The 25454-nt window shown below is 40.6% G+C and carries 27 protein-coding genes and 1 tRNA gene; 12 read left to right on the forward strand and 16 right to left on the reverse strand.

Features of this window, described 5'->3' with window-relative positions:
- Nucleotides 1-11 precede the first annotated feature (11 nt).
- From ftnA to can, 7 genes are all read left to right on the forward strand, one after another.
- Nucleotides 12-500: a non-heme ferritin gene (ftnA, locus tag ACTG7L_RS04115; RefSeq protein ID WP_439327526.1), complete on the forward strand. Its 489-nt coding sequence runs from the start codon at nucleotides 12-14 to the stop codon at nucleotides 498-500.
- A 284-nt stretch (nucleotides 501-784) separates the two neighbouring features.
- Nucleotides 785-1555, forward strand: a complete 771-nt coding sequence (locus ACTG7L_RS04120) for an FNR family transcription factor (protein ID WP_439241557.1) — start codon at nucleotides 785-787, stop codon at nucleotides 1553-1555.
- Nucleotides 1556-1700: 145 nt separating this feature from the next.
- The gene (uspE, locus tag ACTG7L_RS04125) at nucleotides 1701-2627 is read left to right on the forward strand and encodes a universal stress protein UspE (protein WP_439241555.1); all 927 of its coding nucleotides are present in this window, start codon (nucleotides 1701-1703) and stop codon (nucleotides 2625-2627) included.
- Nucleotides 2628-2711: 84 nt separating this feature from the next.
- Nucleotides 2712-3035, forward strand: coding sequence for an HI1450 family dsDNA-mimic protein (locus ACTG7L_RS04130; RefSeq protein ID WP_439327527.1), 324 nt, complete (start codon nucleotides 2712-2714; stop codon nucleotides 3033-3035).
- Nucleotides 3035-3874, forward strand: a complete 840-nt coding sequence (gene queF, locus ACTG7L_RS04135; RefSeq protein ID WP_439327528.1) for an NADPH-dependent 7-cyano-7-deazaguanine reductase QueF — start codon at nucleotides 3035-3037, stop codon at nucleotides 3872-3874. Before ACTG7L_RS04130 ends, queF begins: the two co-directional genes overlap by 1 nt.
- A gap of 1 nt (nucleotide 3875) precedes the next feature.
- Nucleotides 3876-5228 carry a nucleotide 5'-monophosphate nucleosidase PpnN gene (ppnN, locus tag ACTG7L_RS04140; protein WP_439327529.1) on the forward strand — a complete coding sequence of 451 codons (1353 nt, stop codon included), beginning with the start codon at nucleotides 3876-3878 and terminating at the stop codon, nucleotides 5226-5228.
- Between the two features lie 14 nt (nucleotides 5229-5242).
- Nucleotides 5243-5932 carry a carbonate dehydratase gene (gene can, locus ACTG7L_RS04145; protein WP_439327650.1) on the forward strand — a complete coding sequence of 230 codons (690 nt, stop codon included), beginning with the start codon at nucleotides 5243-5245 and terminating at the stop codon, nucleotides 5930-5932.
- A gap of 65 nt (nucleotides 5933-5997) precedes the next feature.
- On the opposite strand, the gene ACTG7L_RS04150 is transcribed toward can, so the two are convergent.
- From ACTG7L_RS04150 to sppA, 8 genes are all read right to left on the reverse strand, one after another.
- Nucleotides 5998-6300 carry a BrnA antitoxin family protein gene (locus tag ACTG7L_RS04150; RefSeq protein WP_439327530.1) on the reverse strand — a complete coding sequence of 101 codons (303 nt, stop codon included), beginning with the start codon at nucleotides 6298-6300 and terminating at the stop codon, nucleotides 5998-6000.
- Nucleotides 6275-6559: a BrnT family toxin gene (locus tag ACTG7L_RS04155; RefSeq protein WP_439327531.1), complete on the reverse strand. Its 285-nt coding sequence runs from the start codon at nucleotides 6557-6559 to the stop codon at nucleotides 6275-6277. Before ACTG7L_RS04155 ends, ACTG7L_RS04150 begins: the two co-directional genes overlap by 26 nt.
- 174 nt (nucleotides 6560-6733) lie before the next feature.
- Nucleotides 6734-8185, reverse strand: a complete 1452-nt coding sequence (pntB, locus tag ACTG7L_RS04160; RefSeq protein WP_439327532.1) for a Re/Si-specific NAD(P)(+) transhydrogenase subunit beta — start codon at nucleotides 8183-8185, stop codon at nucleotides 6734-6736.
- A 10-nt stretch (nucleotides 8186-8195) separates the two neighbouring features.
- On the reverse strand, nucleotides 8196-9725 hold the full coding sequence (pntA, locus tag ACTG7L_RS04165; RefSeq protein WP_439327533.1) for a Re/Si-specific NAD(P)(+) transhydrogenase subunit alpha: 1530 nt from the start codon (nucleotides 9723-9725) through the stop codon (nucleotides 8196-8198).
- Between the two features lie 243 nt (nucleotides 9726-9968).
- On the reverse strand, nucleotides 9969-11480 hold the full coding sequence (gene purF / locus ACTG7L_RS04170) for an amidophosphoribosyltransferase (protein WP_439327534.1): 1512 nt from the start codon (nucleotides 11478-11480) through the stop codon (nucleotides 9969-9971).
- A 14-nt stretch (nucleotides 11481-11494) separates the two neighbouring features.
- Nucleotides 11495-11992 (reverse strand): CvpA family protein, encoded by a 498-nt coding sequence (locus ACTG7L_RS04175; RefSeq protein ID WP_439327651.1) that lies wholly within the window; start codon nucleotides 11990-11992, stop codon nucleotides 11495-11497.
- An 84-nt stretch (nucleotides 11993-12076) separates the two neighbouring features.
- The gene (yfbV, locus tag ACTG7L_RS04180; protein ID WP_439327535.1) at nucleotides 12077-12517 is read right to left on the reverse strand and encodes a terminus macrodomain insulation protein YfbV; all 441 of its coding nucleotides are present in this window, start codon (nucleotides 12515-12517) and stop codon (nucleotides 12077-12079) included.
- A gap of 35 nt (nucleotides 12518-12552) precedes the next feature.
- On the reverse strand, nucleotides 12553-14442 hold the full coding sequence (sppA, locus tag ACTG7L_RS04185) for a signal peptide peptidase SppA (RefSeq protein WP_439327536.1): 1890 nt from the start codon (nucleotides 14440-14442) through the stop codon (nucleotides 12553-12555).
- A gap of 172 nt (nucleotides 14443-14614) precedes the next feature.
- Here sppA and ACTG7L_RS04190 point away from each other — a divergent pair, with 172 nt between their 5' ends.
- Both ACTG7L_RS04190 and ACTG7L_RS04195 read left to right on the forward strand, forming a co-directional pair.
- On the forward strand, nucleotides 14615-15169 hold the full coding sequence (locus ACTG7L_RS04190; protein ID WP_439327537.1) for a nitroreductase family protein: 555 nt from the start codon (nucleotides 14615-14617) through the stop codon (nucleotides 15167-15169).
- Nucleotides 15170-15178: 9 nt separating this feature from the next.
- Complete coding sequence (locus tag ACTG7L_RS04195; RefSeq protein WP_439243746.1) at nucleotides 15179-15793, forward strand: DedA family protein; 615 nt, start codon at nucleotides 15179-15181, stop codon at nucleotides 15791-15793.
- Nucleotides 15794-15869: 76 nt separating this feature from the next.
- Here ACTG7L_RS04195 and cspD read toward each other — a convergent pair whose 3' ends face one another.
- On the reverse strand, nucleotides 15870-16079 hold the full coding sequence (gene cspD / locus ACTG7L_RS04200) for a cold shock domain-containing protein CspD (RefSeq protein WP_439243743.1): 210 nt from the start codon (nucleotides 16077-16079) through the stop codon (nucleotides 15870-15872).
- 279 nt (nucleotides 16080-16358) lie between these two features.
- Between cspD and asnS the strand changes: the two genes are divergently transcribed.
- Nucleotides 16359-17762 (forward strand): asparagine--tRNA ligase, encoded by a 1404-nt coding sequence (gene asnS / locus ACTG7L_RS04205; RefSeq protein WP_439243740.1) that lies wholly within the window; start codon nucleotides 16359-16361, stop codon nucleotides 17760-17762.
- 95 nt (nucleotides 17763-17857) lie between these two features.
- Here asnS and cysB read toward each other — a convergent pair whose 3' ends face one another.
- From cysB to ACTG7L_RS04220, 3 genes are read right to left on the reverse strand one after another with little or no spacing between them, the layout of a single operon-like run.
- On the reverse strand, nucleotides 17858-18829 hold the full coding sequence (gene cysB / locus ACTG7L_RS04210) for an HTH-type transcriptional regulator CysB (RefSeq protein ID WP_439327538.1): 972 nt from the start codon (nucleotides 18827-18829) through the stop codon (nucleotides 17858-17860).
- Nucleotides 18830-18857: 28 nt separating this feature from the next.
- Nucleotides 18858-20042, reverse strand: a complete 1185-nt coding sequence (gene rluB / locus ACTG7L_RS04215) for a 23S rRNA pseudouridine(2605) synthase RluB (protein ID WP_439327539.1) — start codon at nucleotides 20040-20042, stop codon at nucleotides 18858-18860.
- Nucleotides 20043-20093: 51 nt separating this feature from the next.
- Nucleotides 20094-20717, reverse strand: a complete 624-nt coding sequence (locus ACTG7L_RS04220; RefSeq protein WP_439327540.1) for an L-threonylcarbamoyladenylate synthase — start codon at nucleotides 20715-20717, stop codon at nucleotides 20094-20096.
- A gap of 178 nt (nucleotides 20718-20895) precedes the next feature.
- On the opposite strand from ACTG7L_RS04220, the gene ACTG7L_RS04225 reads away from it, so the two are divergent.
- Nucleotides 20896-20982 (forward strand) — tRNA-Leu (locus ACTG7L_RS04225).
- Nucleotides 20983-21103: 121 nt separating this feature from the next.
- On the opposite strand, the gene ACTG7L_RS04230 is transcribed toward ACTG7L_RS04225, so the two are convergent.
- From ACTG7L_RS04230 to pyk, 4 genes are all read right to left on the reverse strand, one after another.
- Nucleotides 21104-21988 (reverse strand): hypothetical protein, encoded by an 885-nt coding sequence (locus ACTG7L_RS04230; RefSeq protein WP_439327541.1) that lies wholly within the window; start codon nucleotides 21986-21988, stop codon nucleotides 21104-21106.
- Between the two features lie 50 nt (nucleotides 21989-22038).
- Entirely contained in the window at nucleotides 22039-22488 is a 450-nt protein-coding gene (locus ACTG7L_RS04235) for a ClpXP protease specificity-enhancing factor (RefSeq protein WP_439327652.1), read from the reverse strand.
- 5 nt (nucleotides 22489-22493) lie between these two features.
- Nucleotides 22494-23132: a stringent starvation protein SspA gene (gene sspA / locus ACTG7L_RS04240; RefSeq protein WP_439242607.1), complete on the reverse strand. Its 639-nt coding sequence runs from the start codon at nucleotides 23130-23132 to the stop codon at nucleotides 22494-22496.
- 171 nt (nucleotides 23133-23303) lie between these two features.
- Nucleotides 23304-24743, reverse strand: a complete 1440-nt coding sequence (pyk, locus tag ACTG7L_RS04245; protein ID WP_439327542.1) for a pyruvate kinase — start codon at nucleotides 24741-24743, stop codon at nucleotides 23304-23306.
- Nucleotides 24744-24958: 215 nt separating this feature from the next.
- Between pyk and sixA the strand changes: the two genes are divergently transcribed.
- Complete coding sequence (gene sixA, locus ACTG7L_RS04250; protein ID WP_439327543.1) at nucleotides 24959-25429, forward strand: phosphohistidine phosphatase SixA; 471 nt, start codon at nucleotides 24959-24961, stop codon at nucleotides 25427-25429.
- Nucleotides 25430-25454: the final 25 nt, after the last annotated feature.

Below are 25454 nucleotides of genomic sequence, written 5' to 3' on the forward strand. Positions count from 1 at the left end.
AGGACAACATCATGTTAGCAAAAAAAATCGTTGAATTATTAAATGCACAAATGAATTTGGAATTTTATTCTTCCAATCTTTATTTACAAATGAGTGCATGGTGTGATCAAAAAGGTTATGTCGGTGCGGCCAAATTCTTACGTGAACATGCGGCTGAAGAAATGGAACATATGCGTAAATTGTTCACTTATTTAAATGAAACCGGTGCGGGCGCACAAATTTCTGCGATTGAAGAAGTGGCTCACGAATATAAATCATTACGCGAAGTCATTGAATTAACGTTCGCCCATGAAAAATTCATTACCAGTAAAATTAATGAATTAGTGGGTGCGACCTTTGAGGCTAAAGACTATTCTGCATTCAATTTCTTACAATGGTATGTGGCAGAACAACACGAAGAAGAAAAATTATTCGGCAGCATCCTCGATAAATTTAATATCTTAGGGGAAGATGGTAAATCTATTTTCATGATTGATAAAGATCTTGCGACATTAAATTAATCTGCGCATAAATCGATCAAAGCTGATGAATATTTCATCAGCTTTTTTATGATTATTCATTTTTAATGATAATATTGGTAGGTCTTATAACCAAACGCCACAAGAAGAATCACAAACATAATGATAATTTGAATAAGACGTTTTTTGGTTAATTTTTCTGCTGGCATAATTTCCCTTTTTTCATTTCTTTTTCAAGGCCTTTTTTCATTTTCTACTTCTTAATTTTGCATTTTAATGCTATTATTTTTGAGTTAGATCAATTTTATCATAAATTTTGAGGCATAATGAGTATTTTATCATCTGAACCACGCATGACTCGTCGTATCCAATCTGGTGGCTGTGCGATTCACTGCCAAGATTGCAGTATTAGCCAATTATGTATTCCTTTTACCCTGAATGCTCATGAATTAGATCAGCTCGATAATATTATCGAGCGAAAAAAACCGATCCAAAAATCACACCTGTTATTTAAAGCGGGGGATGAATTGGTTTCCCTGTATGCGATTCGTTCTGGTACCATTAAATCTTACACCATTAATGAGGCGGGCGAGGAGCAAATTACTTCCTTTCATTTACCCGGTGATTTAGTCGGCTTTGATGCCATTATGAATATGAAACATCCAAGCTATGCTCAAGCCTTGGAAACCGCCATGGTGTGTGAAATTCCTTTTGATATTTTAAACGACCTTTCAGGCAAATTGCCGAAATTACGCCAACAAATTATGCGATTAATGAGTAGCGAAATCAAAAGCGATCAAGAAATGATTTTGTTGTTATCCAAAATGAATGCGGAAGAACGTTTAGCGGCGTTTATTTACAATTTATCCAAACGCTACTCTGCTCGAGGTTTTTCACCCAGAGAATTTCGTTTAACCATGACCCGTGGCGATATTGGTAATTATCTTGGCTTAACCGTGGAAACCATTAGCCGTTTATTGGGGCGTTTCCAAAAACTCGGCGTATTAGCGGTGCAAGGCAAATATATTACCATTAACAGTTTGCCAGAATTAACCGAAATTGCGGGCATTCACCGCACCAAGATTGCATTTGAATAAAAAGTGCGGTGCATAAATCACATAAAATTTGTCGGCTAGATCACATTTTTAAAGACTGTTGCTTGTTATTTTATGCAATCCGCACTATGCTAGTTATATTCAAAATTGAATAAAACTGAACTGCAACATCTCCATGGAGGTTATGATGAAATTCAATAATATTCTCGTTATTCTTAACCCAGAAAATGAAAAACAATACGGCCTTGCACGTGCTGTTCGTTTGGTCAAAGAACAAAAAAGTGACACACCCGTCAACATTACGGTTTTTCTGCCCGTCTATGATCTGTCTTATGAAATGTCTGCGTTGCTATCTTCCGACGAACGGGAAGAAATGCACCAAACCGTGGTGACACAACGTCAAAAAGATGTATTGCCTTATTTAGAAAAATACGCCGATCCGATGATCAACTTCCACTCTCGTGTGGTATGGTCAAGCAATGAATCAGAGGCCATTGTAGAAGAAATCGACAATCATCATTATGATTTAGTGATTAAATATACCAAAGAAGAAGAAAGTTTAACTTCCCTCTTTGTCACCCCGATGGATTGGCAATTATTGCGTAAATGCCCAACCCCATTATTAATGGTGCGTGATGGCGACTGGAAACATCAACGCCGTATTTTAGTGGCGGTGAATGTGTCTGGTGATGAAGAATACCATGATATTTTCAACAAAGAATTGGTATCCCTCAGCATGGATTTGGCCGATCAGTTGGAACGTGGCAATGTGCATTTGGTGGCGGCTTATCCGCCAACCCCAATGAACATGGCAATTGATTTACCCGAATTTCATTCCAGTGAATACGTCAACGGTGTGCGTGGCCAACATTTAATTAATATGAAAGCCCTCCGTCAGCATTTTGGCATTGCAGAAGATCATACGCATGTGTATGAGGGATTCCCAGAAGAAATTATTCCGCAAGTGGCCAAAGACATTGAGGCAGAGTTAGTGATTTTAGGCACCGTGGGGCGTACGGGATTATCCGCTGCTCTCCTCGGCAACACGGCAGAACATGTGATTAGCAAATTAAAATGTAATTTATTGGCCATTAAGCCAAGTAAAAAAGCCTAATCCATCACTGGCACGAAACAGAGCAAAAGTGCGGTGAAAATCACCGCACTTTTTTATTTTAAAACGTCCCAAACGTAATCATATATGACTGAAACGATAAAAAAACTGGATCCCGATACGGCGATTGATATTGCCTATGATATTTTTCTTGAAATGGCGGGCGAAAATCTAGATCCTGCCGATATTCTGTTGTTCAATCTGCAATTTGAAGAACGAGGCGGTGTGGAAGTGGTAGAAACCGCTGAGGATTGGGAGCTAGAAATTGGCGTGCTGATTGACCCAACTGAATATGTCGAAGTATGGGTGGGTCTTGTTAATGAGCAAGACATCATGGACGACGTATTTGCTAAATTTTTAATTTCACATCACGAAGATGAACGTGAATGTCATATTATCTGGAAGAAATAATGTACGATAATAACGACAGCTTAAAAGCGTTAAAACTCGGGCAAAAAACAGAATATTGTGCCATTTATGACCGCACTTTACTGCAACCCGTGCCACGTTCACTGAACCGTGATACTCTCGGCATAACGGAGCAACAGCCCTTTACATTCGGTGCGGATATTTGGACCGCCTATGAAATTTCATGGCTCAACCCCAAAGGCTTGCCACAAGTCGCCATTGCGGATGTAGAAATTGATTACCGATCATTAAATTTAATTGAATCGAAAAGTTTCAAACTCTATTTAAACAGCTTTAACCAAACGAAATTTGATTCTCTTGAACAGGTACAACGCACCATTCAACAGGATTTAGCACAATGTGCTAACGGTGATGTCAACGTGCGGTTAAATTCTCTCGAATTTTACAGACAGCAAGAGATTGTGGATTTTACTGGCGAATGTATTGATGATCAAGATATTGAAATCACTGATTATGCGTTTAATGCGGATTACTTACAAGATTGCACCCACAATTTACCGGTGGAAGAAACCTTAGTCAGCCATTTACTTAAATCGAATTGCTTAATTACCAGTCAACCTGACTGGGGCTCCGTACAAATTCATTATGTGGGCAAACAAATTGACCGAGAAAAATTATTACGCTATTTCATCTCATTCCGTCAACATAATGAATTTCACGAACAATGTGTCGAACGGATTTTCAGCGACTTAATGCGTTATGCTCAACCAGAAAAATTAACGGTATATGCTCGCTATACCCGTCGTGGCGGTTTAGATATTAATCCGTTCCGTTCAAACTTTGAACCGATTCCCCTTAACCAACGATTAGCCAGACAATAAGATGAATCAAGTGTATTATATTAATCCGAAAGGCAGCATGGATCAGCTTTCCCATATTGAAGTTTGCCAACTCACCAAACAAGCAGGATCGCCACTCTATCAACTTTATCGTAATTGTACGTTGGCGGTACTCAATTCTGGTGCAGTGACAGATGATAGCCGAGCCTTATTAGCCAAATACGATAATTTCGATATTAATTTAGTCGCAAGGGAACGTGGCATTGCCCTTGAATTACATCACCCGCCTGAAACAGCATTTGTGGATGATGTGATGATTCGCAATATTCAATACCATTCTTTTGCCGTATTACGAGATATTTTATTTGTTAATAGCATGATTTCAAAAATAGATTTAACTAGCGAGCAAACTACCAATTTGGTATTTAGTATTCTACGCAATGCCAAAGCCTTGATTGTGGGTGAAAAACCGAATTTAGTGGTCTGTTGGGGCGGTCATTCGATTAGCGAGGTGGAATATCAATACTGCCGTGCCGTCGGTACAGAATTGGGCTTGCGTGAACTGAATATTATCACGGGTTGTGGCACGGGTGTCATGGAGGCCCCAATGAAAGGCGCAGCCATTGGCCATGCCAACCAACGCTATAAAAACAGTCGCTTTATTGGCATTACTGAACCGTCCATTATCGCCTCCGAGCCGCCGAATCCGATTGTCAATGAATTGATTATCATGCCCGATATTGAAAAACGCCTCGAGGCGTTTGTGCGCATGGGACATGGTATTATTATTTTCGCTGGTGGCCCTGGTACTTTTGAAGAATTTATGTTTATTTTAGGCATAAAACTTAATCCGAAAAATCAAGCACAAACCTTGCCGTTAATTCTCACAGGGCCAAAAGAAAGCCAAGGGTATTTTGAGGCCATAGATCGCTTTGTCAAAGACACCTTGGGCGAACAGGCACAATCGCTGTATCAAATTATTATTGACGACCCCGTGACGGTGTCACGCCGCATGAAAGCCGCCATGACCCAAATTCAACAACAACGCTTTGAAAAAGGCGATAGTTACAGCTTTAATTGGTCGCTCGAAATTGACGAGGCATTCCAACAGCCTTTCGTGCCGACCCATGAAAATATGGCGAATCTTAACCTCCATTTAAACCAAAGTGCGGTGGAATTAGTGGCCAATTTACGCCGTGCTTTTTCAGGCATTGTGGCAGGTAATATTAAAGCGGAAACCCAAGATAAGATTGCCAGTTTAGGAAAATTCCAACTACGGGGCGATCAACAACTGATGAATAAAATCGATCAACTCTTACAGGACTTTATTGTGCAACACCGCATGAAATTGCCGACCGGTGACGCCTACGAACCTTGTTATGAAATTATTCAATAGGAAACCTAAAAATGATGAAACGAATTGAACAATTATTTGCTAACAACCACAGTTGGGCGTTGCGAATGAAAGAAGAAAACTCCGATTATTTCAAAGAATTAGCCGAACACCAAACCCCTCATTATTTATGGATTGGTTGTTCCGACAGCCGTGTGCCCGCAGAAAAGCTCACCAATTTAGAACCGGGGGAATTATTTGTCCACCGTAATGTGGCAAACCAAGTCATTCATACCGATCTCAACTGTCTATCGGTAGTGCAATATGCGGTAGATGTGTTAAATATTGAACACATTATTATTTGCGGCCACACGAATTGTGGCGGTATTAATGCTGCCATGAAAAATCAAGATTTGGGACTAATCAATAACTGGTTATTGCATATTCGAGATATTTGGTTTAAACACAGCCATTTGCTTGGTAATCTGTCGCCTGAAAAACGGGCCGATATGCTGACCAAAATCAACGTAGCGGAACAAGTTTACAACCTTGGTCGCTCCTCTATTGTGCAATCTGCTTGGGAGCGTGGTGCAAAATTATCCTTACATGGTTGGGTTTATGATGTTAATGATGGCTTTTTAGTGGATCAAGGCGTATTAGCAACAAGCCGTGAGAGTTTAGAGATCTCTTATCGTAACGCCATTTCTCGCTTGCTGACATTAGATGAAAATAATATTTTAGAAAAGAAACCAACACAAACGGAATAAATTCCCCCAAAAAAGCACCGCACTTTTAAAGTGCGGTTCTTTTACAATAAGTTTCTATCAATCATTTAAGAAAAATCAGGGGAGGTTTTCACATATTGTAATAAAGCATCATTAATTCTTCCTTGCCATCCACGCCCTGTGGCACGAAAAGCTGAAAGGACTTCAGGTGAAAGGGATAACGTCACAGACTGTGTTTTTTGAGCTACTTTCTTTGCTTGTTCTTCTTCCATTTCTTTTTGATGAGCCAATACCATTTCCACAAACTCTGGAGGCATGACTTCTACTAAAGGACGAGCCAAAGCAAAGTCTTCTGCTGTAAGTTCTCTCACTTCACCATCTTCATTAGTTAAGGGTTCTCTCTCTTTCATATTTTTTTATCTCTCTTTTATTTGCTTTACGAAAACTAATCACTCTCACGCCTGATTCAATAGGTGTAAAACAAACGACATGCAAACGTTGTGTTCGCCCCAAAAAACCTGTGGCGGTAAAACGCGGCTCAGGATAGTTAAATCGAACGTCAGGAACAATAATAGCAGAATACCAATGGAATCCTTTCACTAATTCAAAAGACAATCCTCGTTCTCGTTCATTTTTTTCTGATTTTTGTAAATCATATTCTATTTGCATAAGCAAATTCTCATATTGGTTTGATTGTAACACGCAATATAAAAGAATTTGCTAAAAACAAAAGATTTTCTTATCAATTATGGAATCAAGATCACAAAAATAAAAAAATACCTTAAAAAAATAACCGCACTTGCTCCCAAGTACGGTTATATTGTAAACAATTTTAACGCAATATTACAATGCTTTTAAAATATCATCCACACGTTCTTTGGCATCACCAAACAACATTTGGGTATTTTCTTTAAAGAACAATGGATTTTGCACGCCTGCGTAACCCACCGCCATTGAGCGTTTGAATACGATGACGTTTTGGGCTTTCCACACTTCCAAGACTGGCATACCTGCGATTGGGCTGTTTGGATCATCTAATGCAGCAGGGTTAACGGTGTCGTTGGCCCCGATAACTAATACAACATCCGTATCAGCAAAATCATCATTGATTTCATCCATTTCTAATACCACGTCATAAGGCACTTTGGCTTCGGCTAATAACACGTTCATGTGACCTGGTAAACGGCCTGCCACAGGGTGAATACCGAAACGTACGTTAATACCACGTTCACGCAATTTAGCGGTGATGTCTGCCACTGGATATTGTGCTTGAGCAACTGCCATGCCGTATCCAGGGGTGATAATCACAGAACTCGCATTTTTCAATAATTCTGCCACTTCTTCTGCAGTGGTTTCACGATGTTCACCTTGTTCTTCATCAGAACTTGCTACCACATCATTACCAAAACCACCGGCAATCACGCTCACAAAGGAACGGTTCATGGCCTTACACATAATGTAGGAAAGAATTGCACCGGACGAACCGACCAACGCCCCCGTGACGATTAATAAGTCGTTGTTCAACATAAAACCGGCTGCTGCTGCTGCCCAACCTGAATAAGAGTTCAACATGGACACCACCACTGGCATATCTGCCCCACCGATAGAGGCCACTAAATGCCAACCGAATGCAAGCGCAATGGCTGTCATTAATAACACAGGGAAGATATTATCTGGTGAGTTTAAGAACGCCACCATTAACAATGCAGACACTACTAAAGCGGCTAAATTGAGTTTATGGCGATGTGGTAAAGCTAAGGCTTTAGAATTGATGATTCCACGTAATTTACCAAAGGCTACAATAGAACCAGTAAAGGTCACCGCACCAATAAAGATGCCTAAAAACACTTCCACATTGTGAATATTAGCAAGCACATCTTGCTCGGCTAAAAAGGCCGCTTTCGCTGTTTCTAAAGCATCTGGACTGGTAAAAGTCATGCCCTCTGGTGCCACAAATTCAGGATGAATATGCAAACCAAAGCTATTGAAACCCACAAGAACAGCGGCTAAACCCACAAAGCTGTGAAGAATTGCGACAAGTTCTGGCATTTCGGTCATTTCCACTTTTAAGGCACGATGAATACCAAGAATCGCCCCGATAATCATGGCAATAATAATCCAAAATTGCCCTTCGGTGACAGGCCCGAAAATGGTCGCCACTAACGCAATCGCCATACCGACGATACCATACCAACAACCTGCTTTTGCGGTTTCATGTTTAGAAAGACCCGCCAAGCTCATAATAAAAAGTAATGCGGATACAATATATGCCGCTTGTACTAAACCTAATGACATATTTTTCTCCTTAACCTTTTCTAAACATGGCAAGCATACGTTGGGTGACTTTGAATCCCCCGAAAATATTAATGCTTGCCACTAAAATGGCAATAAATGCTAAAATGCTAATAAAGAAACTGCCTTGTGCAATTTGCAATACCGCACCCACAATAATAATGCCTGAAATCGCATTGGTGACCGCCATTAATGGGGTATGCAAGGCGTGGCTGACGTTCCAAACCACATAATACCCCACCACGCAAGCTAGCACGAATACGGTAAAATGTGACAAAAATGCCGTTGGCGTCACTGAAGCTAAGGCTAAGAACAAGCATGCCACCAACGCCATAATGCCATATTTAACTTTTGGATTGGTTGGTTTTTCTTCTTTTTTCGCTACTGGTGCTGCCGCTTGTTTTTGCGGTTGAGCGGATACTTGAATTGGCGGAGCAGGCCATGTGACCTCACCATCACGAATGACAGTCACGCCACGCAATACCACATCTTCAAAATTAATATCAATTTGAGCATCTTTATTTGGTGCTAATAATTTCAATAAATTAACTAAGTTAGTACCATAAAGTTGGGAAGATTGGGTTGGTAAACGCGCTGGGAAGTCAGTATAACCAATCACTTTCACTTGATTATCGGTGACAAAAATTTCACCTGCTTTGGTGTATTCGCAGTTACCGCCAGTCGCTGCGGCTAAATCCACAATCACTGACCCCGGTTTCATGGAATCGACCATTTCTTTAGTGATTAAACGTGGCGCAGGTTTGCCAGGAATCGCTGCCGTGGTGATAATAATATCGACTTCTTTGGCTTGTGCTGCATACAGTTCCATGGCACGACGGTTAAATTCTTCTGACATCACTTTCGCATAACCGTCACCTGAACCGCCTTCTTCTTCGAAATCAATTTCTAAGAAGTCTGCACCCATGGATTTCACTTGCTCTTTTACTTCTGGACGGCTGTCAAAAGCACGCACAATCGCACCAAGACTATTGGCCGCACCGATTGCTGCAAGACCTGCAACACCCGCACCAATCACCAACACTTTAGCCGGTGGCACTTTACCTGCTGCAGTAATTTGTCCCGTAAAGAAACTACCGAATGAATTGGCGGCCTCAATCACCGCACGATACCCCGAAATATTGGCCATAGAACTTAACGCATCCAAGGCTTGCGCACGAGAAATACGTGGCACCGAATCCATGGCTAGCACATTAATTTTTTTCGCCGATAATTTTTCCATTAATTCTGGATTTTGCGCAGGCCAAATAAAGCTCACCAAGGTGGCGCCCTCTTTAATTAACCCGATTTCCGTATCCGTTGGCGCATTGACTTTAAAAATCACGTCCGCATTCCAAACATCTTGCGCCGAACCGATTTTTGCGCCGACATCTATAAAGGCTTGATCTTCAAAACTGGCTTTAAACCCCGCACCCTGTTCTACGAGTACATCAAAGCCGAGTTTTTGAATTTGCTGAACCGTCTTTGGCGTTGCCGCTACCCGACTTTCATTCTCAAGCAGTTCTCTAGGTACACCAATTAACATAATGTTTCCTTCAAATTGGTTGATTACAAATAAATGGATAAGCCAGAACATTTCTGGCTATCCAACCCGTCAATATGACAAAAAAGTCAAACTACACTAACTCTACCCTAAATAAAGAGAAATTAAAAAGGATTTTTAGCAGTAAAAATCAATTAATTTAATAGAGCTAAATTTTTGTCTAAAAAATACCGCACGTTGCATTATTTTTAACAAAGTGCGGTAAATTTTTCATTCTTTTTGAGATTAGCGTTCGTTATGAATTTCTAAATTCGCCGCGTCTTTCTCACGTTTTGTTTTCGCTTTATCATTACGTTTTTCCGCTATACGTTCTAAATATTCAGGCGTAATATCGCCCGTAATATATTGACCAGTGAACACCGAGGCATCAAACTCACGAATAGCAGGGTTTTCTTGCTGAATGGAAATTTTTAATGCCTCCAGATCTTGGAAAATAAGCCCATCTACACCGATTAACTGCGCAATTTCCTCAACATTACGACCATAAGCAATGAGTTCATTCTTAGTCGGCATATCAATGCCGTACACATTCGGATAACGAATTTCGGGCGCCGCCGAGGCAAAATAGATTTTATTTGCCCCCGCCGCACGTGCCATTTCGACAATTTGCTCGGAGGTCGTGCCACGCACAATGGAGTCGTCCACTAATAGCACGTTTTTGCCTTTAAATTCCGCAGAAATCGTATTTAATTTACGCCGAACGGCACTCACCCGTTGGGTTTGTCCAGGCATAATAAAGGTACGTCCTACATAACGATTTTTCACAAAGCCTTGACGATAAGGTTTGCCTAATACATTTGAAATTCGCAAGGCAATATCATTGGAGGTTTCTGGTACAGGAATCACCACGTCAATGTCAATATCTTTCCATTCTCGAGCAATTTTCTGGCCTAAACGTTCGCCCATATGCACACGTGCCGCATACACAGAAACGCCATCAATGGTACTGTCAGGACGTGCAAAATAGACGTATTCAAAAATACAAGGCGTCAGTTGCGTCTGTTCCGCACAAATTTCGGAAAAAATTTCGCCCTCAAAGGTCACATAAATGGCCTCACCCGGTTTCACATCTCGCACAAATTCAAAACCAACGGTGTCTAACGCCACGGTTTCGGAGGCAAACATATATTCCATTTTGCCTTTTTCTTCCCGTTGTCCTAATACCAATGGACGAATCCCATTTGGATCACGAAACGCCACTAAGCCATGCCCAATAATCATCGCCACGCAAGCATAGGCTCCTTTAATATCCTGATTAGTTGCACGAATGGCAGTAAATACATCTTGAGGAGAAAGAATAGCTTTGTCGATGTGATCAATATGGTGAGCAAGAATATTAAGCAAGGCTTCAGAATCAGAATTAGTATTAACATGGCGACGGGCTAGTTTATATAGTTTCTCTTTCAGTTCATCAGAATTTGTCAGATTACCATTATGGACTAAGGCTAAACCATAAGGAGAATTGACATAAAAAGGTTGCGCCTCGGATACATTAGAACTCCCTGCGGTTGGATAACGAACATGCCCTATTCCTGAATTTCCCTGTAAACGTTGCATGTGTATTTGTTGAAATACATCACTTACTAAACCATTTGCTTTACGCAGACGGAAACAGTTTTCATCATCGACGGTGACGATACCAGTGGCATCTTGGCCACGATGTTGTAACACCATTAACGCATCATAAATGGCCTGATTAACGGGAGTTTGAGAAACGATACCGACGATGCCACACATTTGCTATGCTCCTTTTATTTCACGGGGGTTAAGGTTGAATTTAAGAAACTGGAATTGGCTTGTAATTGTTGGAAAAACCACTCGACCACAAAACCAAAGTGCGGTATTAATTGCGACGATTTCCATGCGTCACTTTGCTCAAAATTAGTAAAGGTATCCACAAAGAACAGTAAAGCAGCAACAATCAATACACCACGTAAAAAGCCAAAACAGGCGCCCAACACGCGATCCGTGCCTGACAGACCTGTTTTATCCACTAATTGCGAAATGACATAATTCACAATCCCCCCCACAATCAGGGTTAATATAAACAAGATACCGATAGCCACGCCGTTACGGATATATTCAGAAGCAATTTGGGTTAACAGGCCTGCTAAATAAGGGTAAAACTGGCTAGCAATAATAAACGCCACAATCCACGTTGCCAGTGACAACACTTCACGCACAAAGCCCCGTAATAAGCTCACAATCACGGAAAATACAATAATACCAATAATAATATAATCAATCACTGACATAATCATCTCAAAAATAGGAAAAACAACGTTGGCTATTCTACCGAAAATTCCGCAAAAAGAAAACGATTGCTTTTAGATTTAGAGGTCTTGCCAGAATGTGTCGGGTAAATGTTGGTTGGCTTTGTTTAATAAAAAAGCTAAATCTTGATAAGTCGGTTTATCCATCTGTGGCAACGCTACACCTTGTTGACGAAGTTGCATAGAAATTTGCTGAAATTTCACCGCAGTTTGCTTAGGCAAACTGGTTTGGGCACGTTTGCCGAGCCAATATAATCCTTGTAGCGGAATACACAAGGCAAACAGCGCTGTTAATATGGCAGCAGATAACGCTACATGGCTATGGGGTACAAAGAATTGTTGCCAAGCAATAGCAAAAACTGCGACAAACGGCATCATATTTTGAGCAAATTTAGTAGCCTTTATCACCCTATTTTCGGGGAAAATTTGGTTAAGTTTGGGATGAGAGAACCAAGTTTTTTGATAATTTTGACCATTTTGTAGGGTTTTGAATAATGTCATTTTTTTCTTTCCATTAAGGGAAATCCGATTTAGATTTACTTTACCATTGCACAATTCAAACAATACAAATACTGCCCTTTCGGATCATTAAATTTACTCAACACCCCAAGTTGACTTCTCACTTGTTCAACTGGTTTTGGCAATCCAATCATCTCGCTTACCGAACGGTTAACAAACGACTTCGCCTCTGTTTGTAGGGCTTGCAGTAACGCTTTAAATCCTTGCGGTTGTTCATCAAACCATTCTACGGAATACTCTGCTTGCTCATTATTTTTCTGATTAGCCAATTCTTCCGTTTTTTTCACCGCAGTTTCAAAATCACCGAGTTCGTCCACGAGTTTATATTGTAACGCATCTTGTCCTAGCCAAACTTGTCCTTGTGCAACTTTATCTACATCCGTTTTTGATAACTGCCGCCCACGACTTACTACGTCCAAAAAGCGATCATAGCCGTTCTCAATTTCTAATTGAAATACCTGTTTTAATTCCTCGGATAATGGACTCACTGATGATATTTCGCTTAATTTTGAAGTGCTTACACCATCAGCCGTTACGCCAATTTTTTTCAAGCTATTTTCAAAGGTCGGGAACATGGCGAAAATGCCAATAGAACCGGTAATCGTATTTCTATCCGCCACAATATAATCCGTAGTGCTAGAAATCCAGTAGCCCCCCGAGGCGGCCATTGAACCCATTGAGGTCACAACAGGCTTGCCTAATGCTTGCAAATGATCGATTTCTTGGCGAATAATTTCAGAGGCAAAAGCGCTACCACCTGGGCTATTTACACGTAAAACTACCGCTTTAACCGCCTCATCTTGAGCAGCTTGACGTAGTAAATACGCCACGCTATCGCCGCCAACTTCATTTTCGTAGCTCTCGCCATCAATAATCGTCCCCTCGACATTCACAACGGCAATTTTATGGGTTGGCTCAGAAAAGGCACTGTCCCCTTGTTGACGGTCAGGTAACGCACTTAAATAAGTATCAAAATCGACATTTTTAAAGCCATAACTTTCATCATGTTGCGTTGATGAACCAAAAACTGCGGTGAGTTTTTGTTGTGTTTCTGGACGACTGGCTAATAGTGTTACTAAATGCCGTTGTTTCACATAAGCCGTGCTGTCCCCTTGCAAGGCTTTTAGTTGTACCAAATATTCTTGGCTGTCTGGCAAGACATCCTTGATCGGAATTTGACGATTTTTTGCGACAACGTCACGGAAATTTTGCCACATACCGCCTAACCAACGTTGTGCATTGGCTTTGGCTTCAGGTGACATATCATCACGCAAAAACGGCTCCACCGCTGATTTATAGGTTCCCACACGGAAAACGTGCGGCGTGACAGCCAATTTTTCTAGCATGGATTTAAAATATAAATTTTCAGCCGATAAGCCGTGAATATCCACGGTTCCCACGGTATTTAAATAAATATCATCCGCAAAACTGGCAAGAAAATATTGCCCTTGCGTGTAATTATCGGCCATGGCAATCACGGGTTTATGTTGTGCTTTGAAATCATTTAAAGCATGACCAACATATTCCAATGCGGGTAAATCAGCGCCCTCAAAATAATTTAAATCTAGCACAATCCCTTTAATTCGGTCATCATTCTTGGCATTTTCAATAGCATAGACCACATCAAATGTTGAAATTTGACGAGCAACTTGATTGCTATCCAAGGTGTTTAAGGCTTTTTGCCAAGTCATTGTTTGCTCTCGATTATCCGCCAGATAACCGTCTAAATTTAACACCAATGCGCCTTGTTCACCGACTAATTCTGTTTGCTTAGTTGGTGAATGGAATAAACTCACAAATGTGATAAACACCAAAACGAATAACAAAAAAACCACATTCATTACTACACGTCGAACAACGTTTAAGGCTTTCCAACACTGCTTTAAAAAACGAAAAATGAGTTGCATAACATCCTCTTAATATAAACGGTAAATGGCAAAAAATAATACAAATTCACCGATGAGCTATTGAATTGAAAGGGAATATACCGCAAAAATGAGAAGTTTTCACGGTATTTTTATGTTAAAATCATGCACGTTAAAATAAGCAAGAAAGTAAAGAAAAGAGGAAAAGAGCGTTATGAACGCATTAGAATTACTGATCAATCGTCGATCAAATAAAAAATTAGTGGCGCCTGCCCCCAATAAAGCACAACTTGAACAAATTTTCCAAGCCGCATTGCGCACACCCGATCATGGCAAATTAAAACCTTATCGCTTTGTGGTCATTGAAAATCACGGCTTAACCACGCTTGCCAACGCCTTAACTCAGGTGGCAACGGACCTGAATTTAGAACAAAAACAATTCGACAAAATCGACAAACTCTGCGCCAATCCAATGGTGATTGCGGTAATCGCAAAATTGGATTCGACGATTGCCAAAGTGCCAGAATGGGAACAGCTTGTTACTGCGGGTTGTGCAGCTTACGGCATTCAACTAGCCTCACAAGATTTGGGCTTTGATAACGTTTGGATTACGGGAAAATGGAGCGACGGTAACGCCTTGCGTCAAGCCTTACATTGCACCGAACAAGAAAAAATTGTGGCCCTCTTATTAGTCGGCACGGCAGAAAATGACAAGATAGAACGTGAATGTAGAACGGTCGATATACAAGATTTTGTTTCATATTTATAGGATTTTTTCATGGATGTGTTAATTAACTTTTTTACTGATTATGGCTATTGGGCCGTTTTATTTGTATTGATTATTTGTGGCTTTGGCGTGCCGATTCCAGAAGATATTACTCTGGTTTCTGGTGGCATTATTGCGGGCCTTTATCCTGAAAATGTGAATGTGCATATGATGTTGGTGGTGAGTATGATCGGCGTATTAGCGGGTGATAGCACCATGTATTGGTTAGGCCGTATTTATGGGGTAAAAATCTTACGTTTCCGCCCATTACGCAAATTACTCTCCTCCAAACGTTTAAAAATGGTACGGGAAAAGTTTGATCAATATGGTAATCGAGTTTTATTTATTGCACGTTTCTTACCTGGCTTACGAGCCCCGATTTATATGGTATCAGGCATCACCAATCGAGTAAGTTATACTCGTTTTGTGTTGTTAGATTTCTGTGCCGCCATTATTTCTGTGCCGATTTGGGTTTACCTTGGTTATCACGGTGCAGACAATCGAGATTGGTTGGCTCAACAAGTGAAAAACGGTCAACACGGTATTTATGTTATCGTGGCTGCGGTCGTGTTATACGTGGCTTATAAAATTTATAAAGCCAAGAAATCGAAGAAAAAACCGAATTAATACGTTAACAAATAGAAACAGCAAAGTGCGGTAAAAATAACATGATTTTTACCGCACTTTTTGTTAATCATCCTCTCTATTCAAAAATAGGAATAATTTTTGTGGCTTGCGAACCTTTTTCGCCATGTGAAACCTCAAAATTCACTTTTTGGCCCGCTTTTAATGAACGATACCCCTCCATTTCAATCACAGAAAAATGAGCAAAAATATCCTCATCACTGCCCTCTTTATTAATAAAGCCAAAACCTTTTGTATTATTAAACCATTTAACAACACCAACTTCCATACGATACCTCATTTCGGTCTAATGATAAAAAACAAGCGTCATGCCTTGTTACCTGTTCATATGATTAAGTATTTTTGTATTTTCTGCAATCAATAAATGTTCAAAATTCGACATAGATCACAAAATTTTTTTGCTTAATCTTTTCAGCAACGCAAAAAAGCAGCACGACATGCCGTATTTCGCAAATATTTTCAGGGATTTTTTGGTAAATCACTGAATTTAAGGTAAACTAAGCAGAATTTTTTATGAATAATAATATTTTGATTTCGGAGATTAAAAATGACAAAAATTGCCTCTATCACCGACGTACTGCAAGGTAAAGTTGCGATTGGTGAAAGCGTAACTGTGCGTGGTTGGGTGAGAACTCGCCGTGACTCAAAAGCGGGCCTTTCTTTTCTGGCTGTCTATGACGGTTCTTGCTTTGCCCCTATTCAAGCGATTGTAAATAACGATTTAGCGAATTATGAAACGGAAGTGTTACGTTTAACCACGGGCTGTTCCGTGGTTGTGACAGGCACGGTGGTAGAATCCCCTGCCGAGGGACAAGCGGTTGAGTTACAAGCTCAAAGCGTGGAAGTGGCGGGTTGGGTAGAAGATCCCGATACTTATCCAATGGCCGCAAAACGCCACAGTATCGAATACTTACGTGAAGTGGCACATTTACGCCCTCGCACCAATATTATCGGTGCCGTGGCTCGTGTACGTCATTGTTTAGCGCAAGCGATTCATCGTTTCTTCCATGAACAAGGTTTCTATTGGGTCGCAAGCCCAATTATCACTGCGTCAGATACCGAGGGGGCGGGCGAAATGTTCCGTATTTCCACCCTTGATTTAGAAAATCTACCTCGTAACGACAAAGGTGCGGTGGATTTTTCGCAAGATTTCTTTGGTCGTGAATCCTTTTTAACCGTATCGGGTCAATTAAATGCGGAAACCTATGCTTGTGCATTAAGCAAGGTCTACACATTCGGACCAACATTCCGTGCGGAAAATTCAAATACCACACGTCACTTAGCGGAATTCTGGATGATGGAACCTGAAGTGGCCTTTGCTGATTTGAATGATAATGCTAAATTAGCCGAAGATATGTTGAAATACGTATTCCGTGCCGTATTAGCAGAACGCCGTGATGATTTAGAATTTTTTGCTAAACACGTGGATCCAGAGGTCATTACCCGTTTAGAAAATTTTGTCAGTTCCGATTTTGCGCAAATTGATTACACCGACGCTATTGAGGTGTTATTACAATCGGGTAAGAAATTTGAATTCCCAGTATCTTGGGGAATCGACTTATCTTCTGAACACGAACGTTATTTAGCTGAAGAACACTTTAAATCCCCTGTGGTGGTGAAAAACTATCCGAAAGACATTAAAGCATTCTATATGCGTTTAAATGATGACGGCAAAACCGTGGCTGCCATGGACGTATTAGCACCGGGAATTGGTGAAATTATCGGGGGTTCACAACGTGAAGAACGTTTGGATGTGTTAGATAAACGTATGATCGAAATGGGATTAAACCCAGAGGATTACTGGTGGTATCGTGATTTACGCCGTTATGGCACCGTGCCACATTCAGGTTTTGGACTAGGTTTTGAACGTTTAATCGTCTATGTCACTGGCGTACAAAATATCCGTGATGTGATTCCGTTCCCTAGAGCGCCAAGAAACGCTAGTTTCTAACACAAAAAGGAACGCCAGTTTCTAACCCAAAAAGGAATGCAATTTCCTAATAAAAAAAAAATAAATAAGGTGCATAAAATGCACCTTATTTTTTGTTATTTATTCTCCAACTGCACCCCGTCAAACAAGCGTTTAACGGCATTATTATCGTGCATAGATTCGGCTTTTTCCACTAACGTACGAGTTAAGTGCAGTGAAAAATAATTAATAAAATCGTACATATAATTGCGCAAGAACGTGCTATGTTTAAACGCAATTTGGGTCATACTCGCATTAAATAAATGGCTCGCATCAATAGCAACTAAATCCGTATCAGCCTCAGTATGCGCCATGGAGGCGATAATCCCCACGCCCAAACCTAAGCGAACATAGGTTTTAATCACATCCGCATCAGTGGCCGTAAACACGATATTCGGCAAAATACCCTCGCTGTTAAAGGCATAATCCAAATCCGATACACCAGTAAACCCGAACGTATAGGTAATTAACGGGTGTTTACCCAATTCCGCAATGGTTAAATTTTTCACGTTCGCCAACGGGTGATCTTTTTTCACCACCACCGAACGGTTCCAAAAATAACAAGGCAACAGCACTAAATCATCAAATAAATATTGGGCCTCGGTGGTAATGGCTAAATCCACTTCGCCAGACAACAACGCATCATAAATTTGATTCGGTGAACCTTGATGTACATGTAAACTGACATCGGGATAGTGTTTTGAAAAACGTTCAATCACCGACGGCAACATATAACGAGCTTGTGTATTGGTGGTGGCAATGCGTAACACGCCATGATTCGGCTGAGTATACTCATCCGCAATCGCCCGAATGGCTTGGGTTTTCACCAACAATTCACGTGCGATACCAATAATTTTCTTGCCCGCCGGCGTAATGGATTTAATGTGTTTGCCATTACGCTCAAAAATTTCTAGCCCTAATTCTTCTTCCAACAAACGAACCTGTTTACTGATCCCCGGTTGCGAAGTATATAGCGCCGCAGCCGCCTCCGTGACATTTAAATTTTGATTAACAATTTCCACAATATAACGTAGCTGTTGAATTTTCATAAAAATTTCTCTTTAAAGGAATGTCAAACTAGGCTTTTTTATAACGCTTACTGATTTCAGTGTAACGTTTCACGGCTTTACGAATTTTGCCTGTATTAGAGCGACGTTTTGGCTGAGTGACATCTAATTTCGTTTCGGTTTCAGGCGCCAGCCCCACCAATTCACGCAAATAATTCACATTGGCTAAATCCATTTCTTCCCAACCACCCCGAGGCAAGGATTTCATCAATTTAATATTGCCGTAACGAATACGAATTAAACGGCTGACCTGAATACCTTGACTTTCCCACAGACGACGCACTTCACGATTGCGCCCCTCCATTAAGGTCACATCAAACCATTGATTTAACCCCGTGCCGCCCATGGCTTTCACGCTTTTAAAATTGGCTAATCCATCTTCTAACTGCACGCCTTTACGCAAGCGAGCAATCATGGCGTCATTCACCTCGCCAAACACTCGCACCGAATATTCACGCTCCACTTCTTGACTTGGGTGCATTAAACGATTGGCCAATTCGCCGTCGGTGGTGAACAATAATAAACCGGAGGTATTAATATCTAAGCGGCCTACGGCTATCCAACGTGAACCAACCAAGCGAGGCAAACGATCAAATACGGTGGCACGTCCCTCAGGGTCACTTCGGGTGCATAATTCGCCCTCGGGTTTGTAATACATTAACACACGGCACACTTCTTTTTGCACCGCTGTTAAATTAATTAAATGGCCATCAATGCGGATTTTCAAGCCAGAATGCACGGTGACACGATCACCTAGCGTGGCCATTTTCCCATCGACACTCACCCGTCCAGCGGCAATAATCGCCTCAATTTCACGGCGTGAACCTTGTCCTGCATTGGCTAAAATCTTCTGTAATTTCTCACCGGCTACCGTCGGCTTATTTTCTGTGACTGCAACAGGTTTAGGTTTACGCATCGGCAAGGGTTTACGTTCAAACGGTGCCTTGTCTGGGTTATTTGAACTGGATTTCACCGAGTTACGTTCACCTCGAGAACGGTCTAAACGCCCTTTTGGCGCTTGCTGATCTTTATCTTGACGCCCTCTTTCTTGGCCCGTACGGAGATTAAAGTGCGGTGATTTTTCGCCTCGTTTTTCGTTTCTTCCTGTGTCACGATTTGTGCTACGATTGCGGTTACGATCTGTGGAGCGTTCGGTTGAACGTTCTGTTGAGCGAGGCTGAGATTGAAATTTCATAAATGTATCCTTTGTTGTCGCTTTCCCAAGCGTCATAATTAAAATAAACGGTTAAATAAACGGCGTAATGCTACCACTACCCTCACGTAAAATAACCGGAATGTCCTCGGTCAAATCCACCACGGTTGTCGGGTCTTGACCTAAATAACCACCGTGAATAATTAAATCCACGTGATGTTCTAAGCGATCACGAATTTCTTCAGGATCAGATTGCGTAATATGTTCTTCTTTCGGCAACATCAACGAGCAAGATAAAATCGGCTCGCCCAAAGCCTTTAACAAATCCAAGGCAATTTGATTATCTGGCACACGCAACCCAATGGTTTTACGTTTTGATGTCATCAAACGACGAGGCAATTCTTTGGTCGCCGATAAAATAAAGGTATAACGCCCTGGTGTATTGTTTTTGATTAACCGATAAGCCACATTACTCACCGTGGCATAATGGGATAGTTCCGATAAATCACTGCATACCAAAGTAAAATTATGCCCCTCTGGCAACTGACGAATGGTCACAATGCGATCCATAGCATGCTTATCGCCCATCATACAACCTAAAGCATAACCCGAATCGGTCGGGTAAACAATCACCCCACCACTTTTCAAAATCTCCACCGCTTGATTAATTAATCTCACTTGTGGATTTTCAGGATGAACATAAAAAAACTGGCTCATTGTATTTCCGTTACAATATAAAAAATAATCCTTATTATACTGCATTGTTATATGATATGAATAGCTTTATTTACCAAGCCTATTGATGAAATTTAAAGCGAATAAACGTAAATCACAAATTTATACTTGCAACCGCTTTAGATAACCGTATAATACAACTCAAGAATTATCAGTGCTAGCCAGTGTGGCGAAATTGGTAGACGCAGCGGATTCAAAATCCGCCGCCCTTAAAAGCGTGCCGGTTCGAGTCCGGCCACTGGCACCAATTCAAAGAAAAGACGGTTTTACGCCGTCTTTTTTATTTTCATCAATTTCCAGCGCATGCTTTCAAACATAAAAATTGGGTTTAACATCAACAATGTTAAACCCAACGTTAATTAATAAACTTAATGCATCACTCTATTTACAGCAAACTTCCCAATACTTCCCACACCAGGGAGGGCAGCATTCGTGACCTCTGCGGCCACATCAATCAACATATTTTTAAATTCATCATCTTTTAATATATCTAAAATTTGAGATTGATCCTTGATAATTTTCCCTGTCACCGCATCAACTTTAACCGTAACAGATCGTTGTGTTTCAGATTCTCTACATTCAAAAATATACACAGGCACCAGATAAAGTTCTATTTTCTTATAGCTAATCATATTATCAAGAATATCATCCGCTTTAGGTGATTTACTGGTTAGTTTTGAATTACAACTGATAATTAACGATGTTTTAGAAATGCTAGGTTTTAAAATTATCCCTAGTTCTTTTTTATTTTTTTGCTTAGTGTAATTAGGTTCATCTATATAATTACGTTGGAAAGCATCATACTCTAAGCCTGTTGAATTATCAAAAATATGAAAATAATCAATCGTCTGAGTACAATATTCTGTTGTTTCGACATTCACAATCCCTCGTTCAACTGGGCATTCTAAATCAGCATCATTTATTTTTATGGTAATTTTTGTCGCATCTGGATTATCAATATTGATTTTTCTTTGTTGTTTCAACGCATAATCTATTTTACGTTGAGCTTCAATACACCAATAAGAGGTTAATACCGTCTCCTTGAAATTGACTTCTAACGTATCACTCTCTTTGGATTTGATGAATTTAGTGAATTGCTTAACTCGCCCTTTAACTGGATCAAATAAAACTTCCTTATTCCGATTCACCATTATGCGTATTGCATCTTTGGTATGGACTTCTTTAAAACGAATAATGGTTGTCTCAGGAATGTTATTACTCGCAGGCAGCGTTATATTCGTCGTTGTATTCATAGCAAAACCCTATAAGTCAAATTCTTTTCCACTGTTTTATCACATCTCAATTATTTAATAATTTTTAAATGTGATGCCGATTTAGTGTTTGGTGTTTTTTTCGCTTTTGTTTTATCCACAGCCTCATTAAAGCTAGTCGGTTGCTCAATGTGTGGGACTTGCTCCTGTTCATCATAAATCGATTCTGGCTCAAACATGACACCATCACCATTTTCACGAGCGTAAATGGCTAAGGCAGCGCCTAAAGGAATGTAAATATCTCTTGGAATACCTTGGAAACGGGCGTTAAATTCAATGGCTTGATTGCCTAATGACAACGCGCCTACTGCGCCGGCGGAAATGTTTAATACAATTTGGCCGTCTTTAACATAATCCTGTGGCACAACAACACCGTTGTAGGTGGCATCGACCACTAAATAAGGGGTAAAACCGTTATCCACCAACCAATCGTAATAGGCTCTTAATAAATAAGGGCGTTTTGGGGTGGATTTGTATTCCATAACCATTATTTATCATCCATTAAATTTTTAGGGGCTGCATTGCCAACAGATTGTTGGAACGAATCACGTTCAAAGACTCGATTCATATAGGCTTTTAATGCTTTACTGCCCGTACCTGTAAATTCAACGCCAGCCTCTTGCATTCGCCATAATAACGGGGCAAGATAACAATCCACTAAACTAAATTCTTCACTCATAAAAAAAGGCGTTTGTTCAAAAATAGATGATACAGATAATAATTCTTCTCTGAGCTGCTCAAGTGCAGTGGTTCGTTCTTGTTCCGTGCCATTTTCAGCTTTGGCTAGGGTTGGATACCAATCTTGTTCAATGCGCTGCATTAATAGACGAGTTTTGCCTCTGGCAACAGGATAAACTGGCATTAAAGGGGGATGCGGAAAACGTTCGTCTAAATATTCCATGATGATGCGAGAATTGAATAACACAAGATCACGATCCACTAATGTCGGCAGTGTGCCATAAGGATTTAACTCAATTAAGTCTTCTGATAAACTTTGCGCTTCAGTCACTTCAGCTTCATAAGCGACACCTTTTTCCGCCAATACAATGCGAACCTGATGACAATAAATATCAGATTTATCATAAAAAAGGGTCATTATTGAACGTTTATTTACTGCACTAGTCATTTAGTCCTCCAACGACTAAAATAGAATATTTAAATGGTGAAAATAAGGTGATTCTGACTCAAGAATTGCACCCAATAATATGTCTGTGCATTATATCATAAATAGCGGTTAAATAGCCAAATAAAAAACGGTGGCTCGACACCACCGTTTGATCATTATGAACACACTTGCTTATTCAACGATTAACGTACGGCAAGTATTGGTATCACCTTTGCCCAATGGGTCACCATGGGTTAATAAAACAAGATCGCCAGAGGTTAAATAACCTTTATCTTTTAATAATTTGACCGCTTGTTTTGCACCCTCGGCAGTGCGAGATTCTGTCTCACAATAAACTGGTGTTACACCACGATATAATGAACAAAGATTTAATGTGGATTGATGACGAGATAAGGCAAAAATCGGTAAGCCTGAACTGATACGTGACATCAATTTGGCAGTATGCCCTGTGCTAGTCATCGTGATGATCGCAGCAACGCCTTTCATATGGTTCGCTGCATACATCGCAGAGAATGCCACTGATTCACCGATGGTTTCAAATTGTACATCCATACGGTGACGTGAAACGTTAATGCTTGGCATTTTTTCTGCACCTAAACAGACTTTTGCCATGGTCGCCACGGTTTCTGCAGGGTATTGACCTGCCGCTGTTTCAGCAGAAAGCATCACTGCATCTGTTCCATCTAATACCGCATTCGCTACATCCATTACTTCCGCACGGGTTGGCATTGGATTGCTGATCATAGATTCCATCATTTGAGTCGCCGTAATCACCACACGGTTTAAACGACGTGAACGACGAATTAATTTTTTCTGTACACCCACTAATTCAGGGTCGCCAATTTCAACCCCTAAGTCACCACGAGCTACCATGATCACATCAGAGGCTAAAATAATGTCGTCCATTGCGGCTTCATCTACCACAGTTTCTGCACGCTCTACTTTGGCGACAATTTTCGCATCTAATCCCGCTTCTCTGGCTAAACGACGAGCATAATTTAAGTCGGTACTTGAACGAGGGAAAGAAACGGCTAAATAATCTACCCCAATGCGTGCTGCGGTGATAATGTCAGCTTTATCTTTTTCAGTCAATGCGTCAGCAGATAAGCCGCCGCCTAATTTGTTAATCCCTTTATTATTGGAAAGTGGGCCGCCTACGGTGACTTCGGTGAACACTTTAGCTCCCTCGGTAGATAACACTTTTAATTGAACACGACCATCATCTAATAATAATACATCACCAGATACCACATCTCTTGGTAAGGTTTTATAATCTAATCCCACAGAATTTTGATCACCCTCACCTTTTGGTAAGTTGGCATCTAACACAAATTTATCACCCACATTTAAGAAGATTTTACCATCTTTAAAAGTCGACACTCGGATTTTAGGGCCTTGTAAGTCGCCTAAAATGGCCACGTTTTTACCTAATCTTTTGGCAATTTCACGCACTTTAGCCGCACGTCCAATATGGTCATCTGGTGTACCATGAGAGAAGTTCATACGAACCACATTGGCACCTGCTGCAATAATTTTTTCTAAATTATCGCCTTGATCCGTCGAAGGTCCCATTGTACATACGATTTTGGTTCTTCTGAGTTTTATAGACATTGCTTTCTCCGTCACTAATTTTATGATTTAACATGATAATATTACACATACCGTCATAAAATTGACTGCAATCCCTTTACAACGATAAAAACTGGCGCATATTATACGCTAAAGACACATGAAAAGCGAGGCATTAAACAAAAATTTCCCATTGACATAGATATGAACTTACGATTATATTTTGTTAAAAAACTGTATTGTATAAGGAACATTAAATGAGAATTTTTATTATGCGCCACGGTGAAGCGGAGATGTTTGCGAAAGTTGATAAAGAACGGACTCTGACTGAGTTTGGGGAGCAAAGCGCATTACGTCAAGGTACTTGGCTAAAAGAAAAACTGCAAGAAAACGCAACGCACTTTGATAAAGTGTTAGTCAGCCCTTATGCCCGAACCAAGCAAACTTTTGATTGTATAAACCGAAATTTCGATAATGTCCTGTCTGAACACACCGAAATATGGGACGCTATTACCCCTTATGGTAAGGCGGAAGTGGTAGTGGATTATCTGTCTGCACTGTTCGATGAGGAGATACAACAAGTTTTGATTATCTCCCATTTACCTTTAGTGGGTGAAATTGTAGCGGAATTATGTGGTAAAAATAACGTATCTTTTTTGCCTGCAACCATTGCAGAAATTGATTGGGATGGAGAACATGGCAAATTAATTCAAGCTAAATTGCCTTAAAAAGTGCGGTGTGTTTTACGTCAAT

The sequence above is a fragment of the Lonepinella sp. BR2357 genome (genome assembly GCF_051851525.1).
GTDB lineage: Bacteria > Pseudomonadota > Gammaproteobacteria > Enterobacterales > Pasteurellaceae > Lonepinella.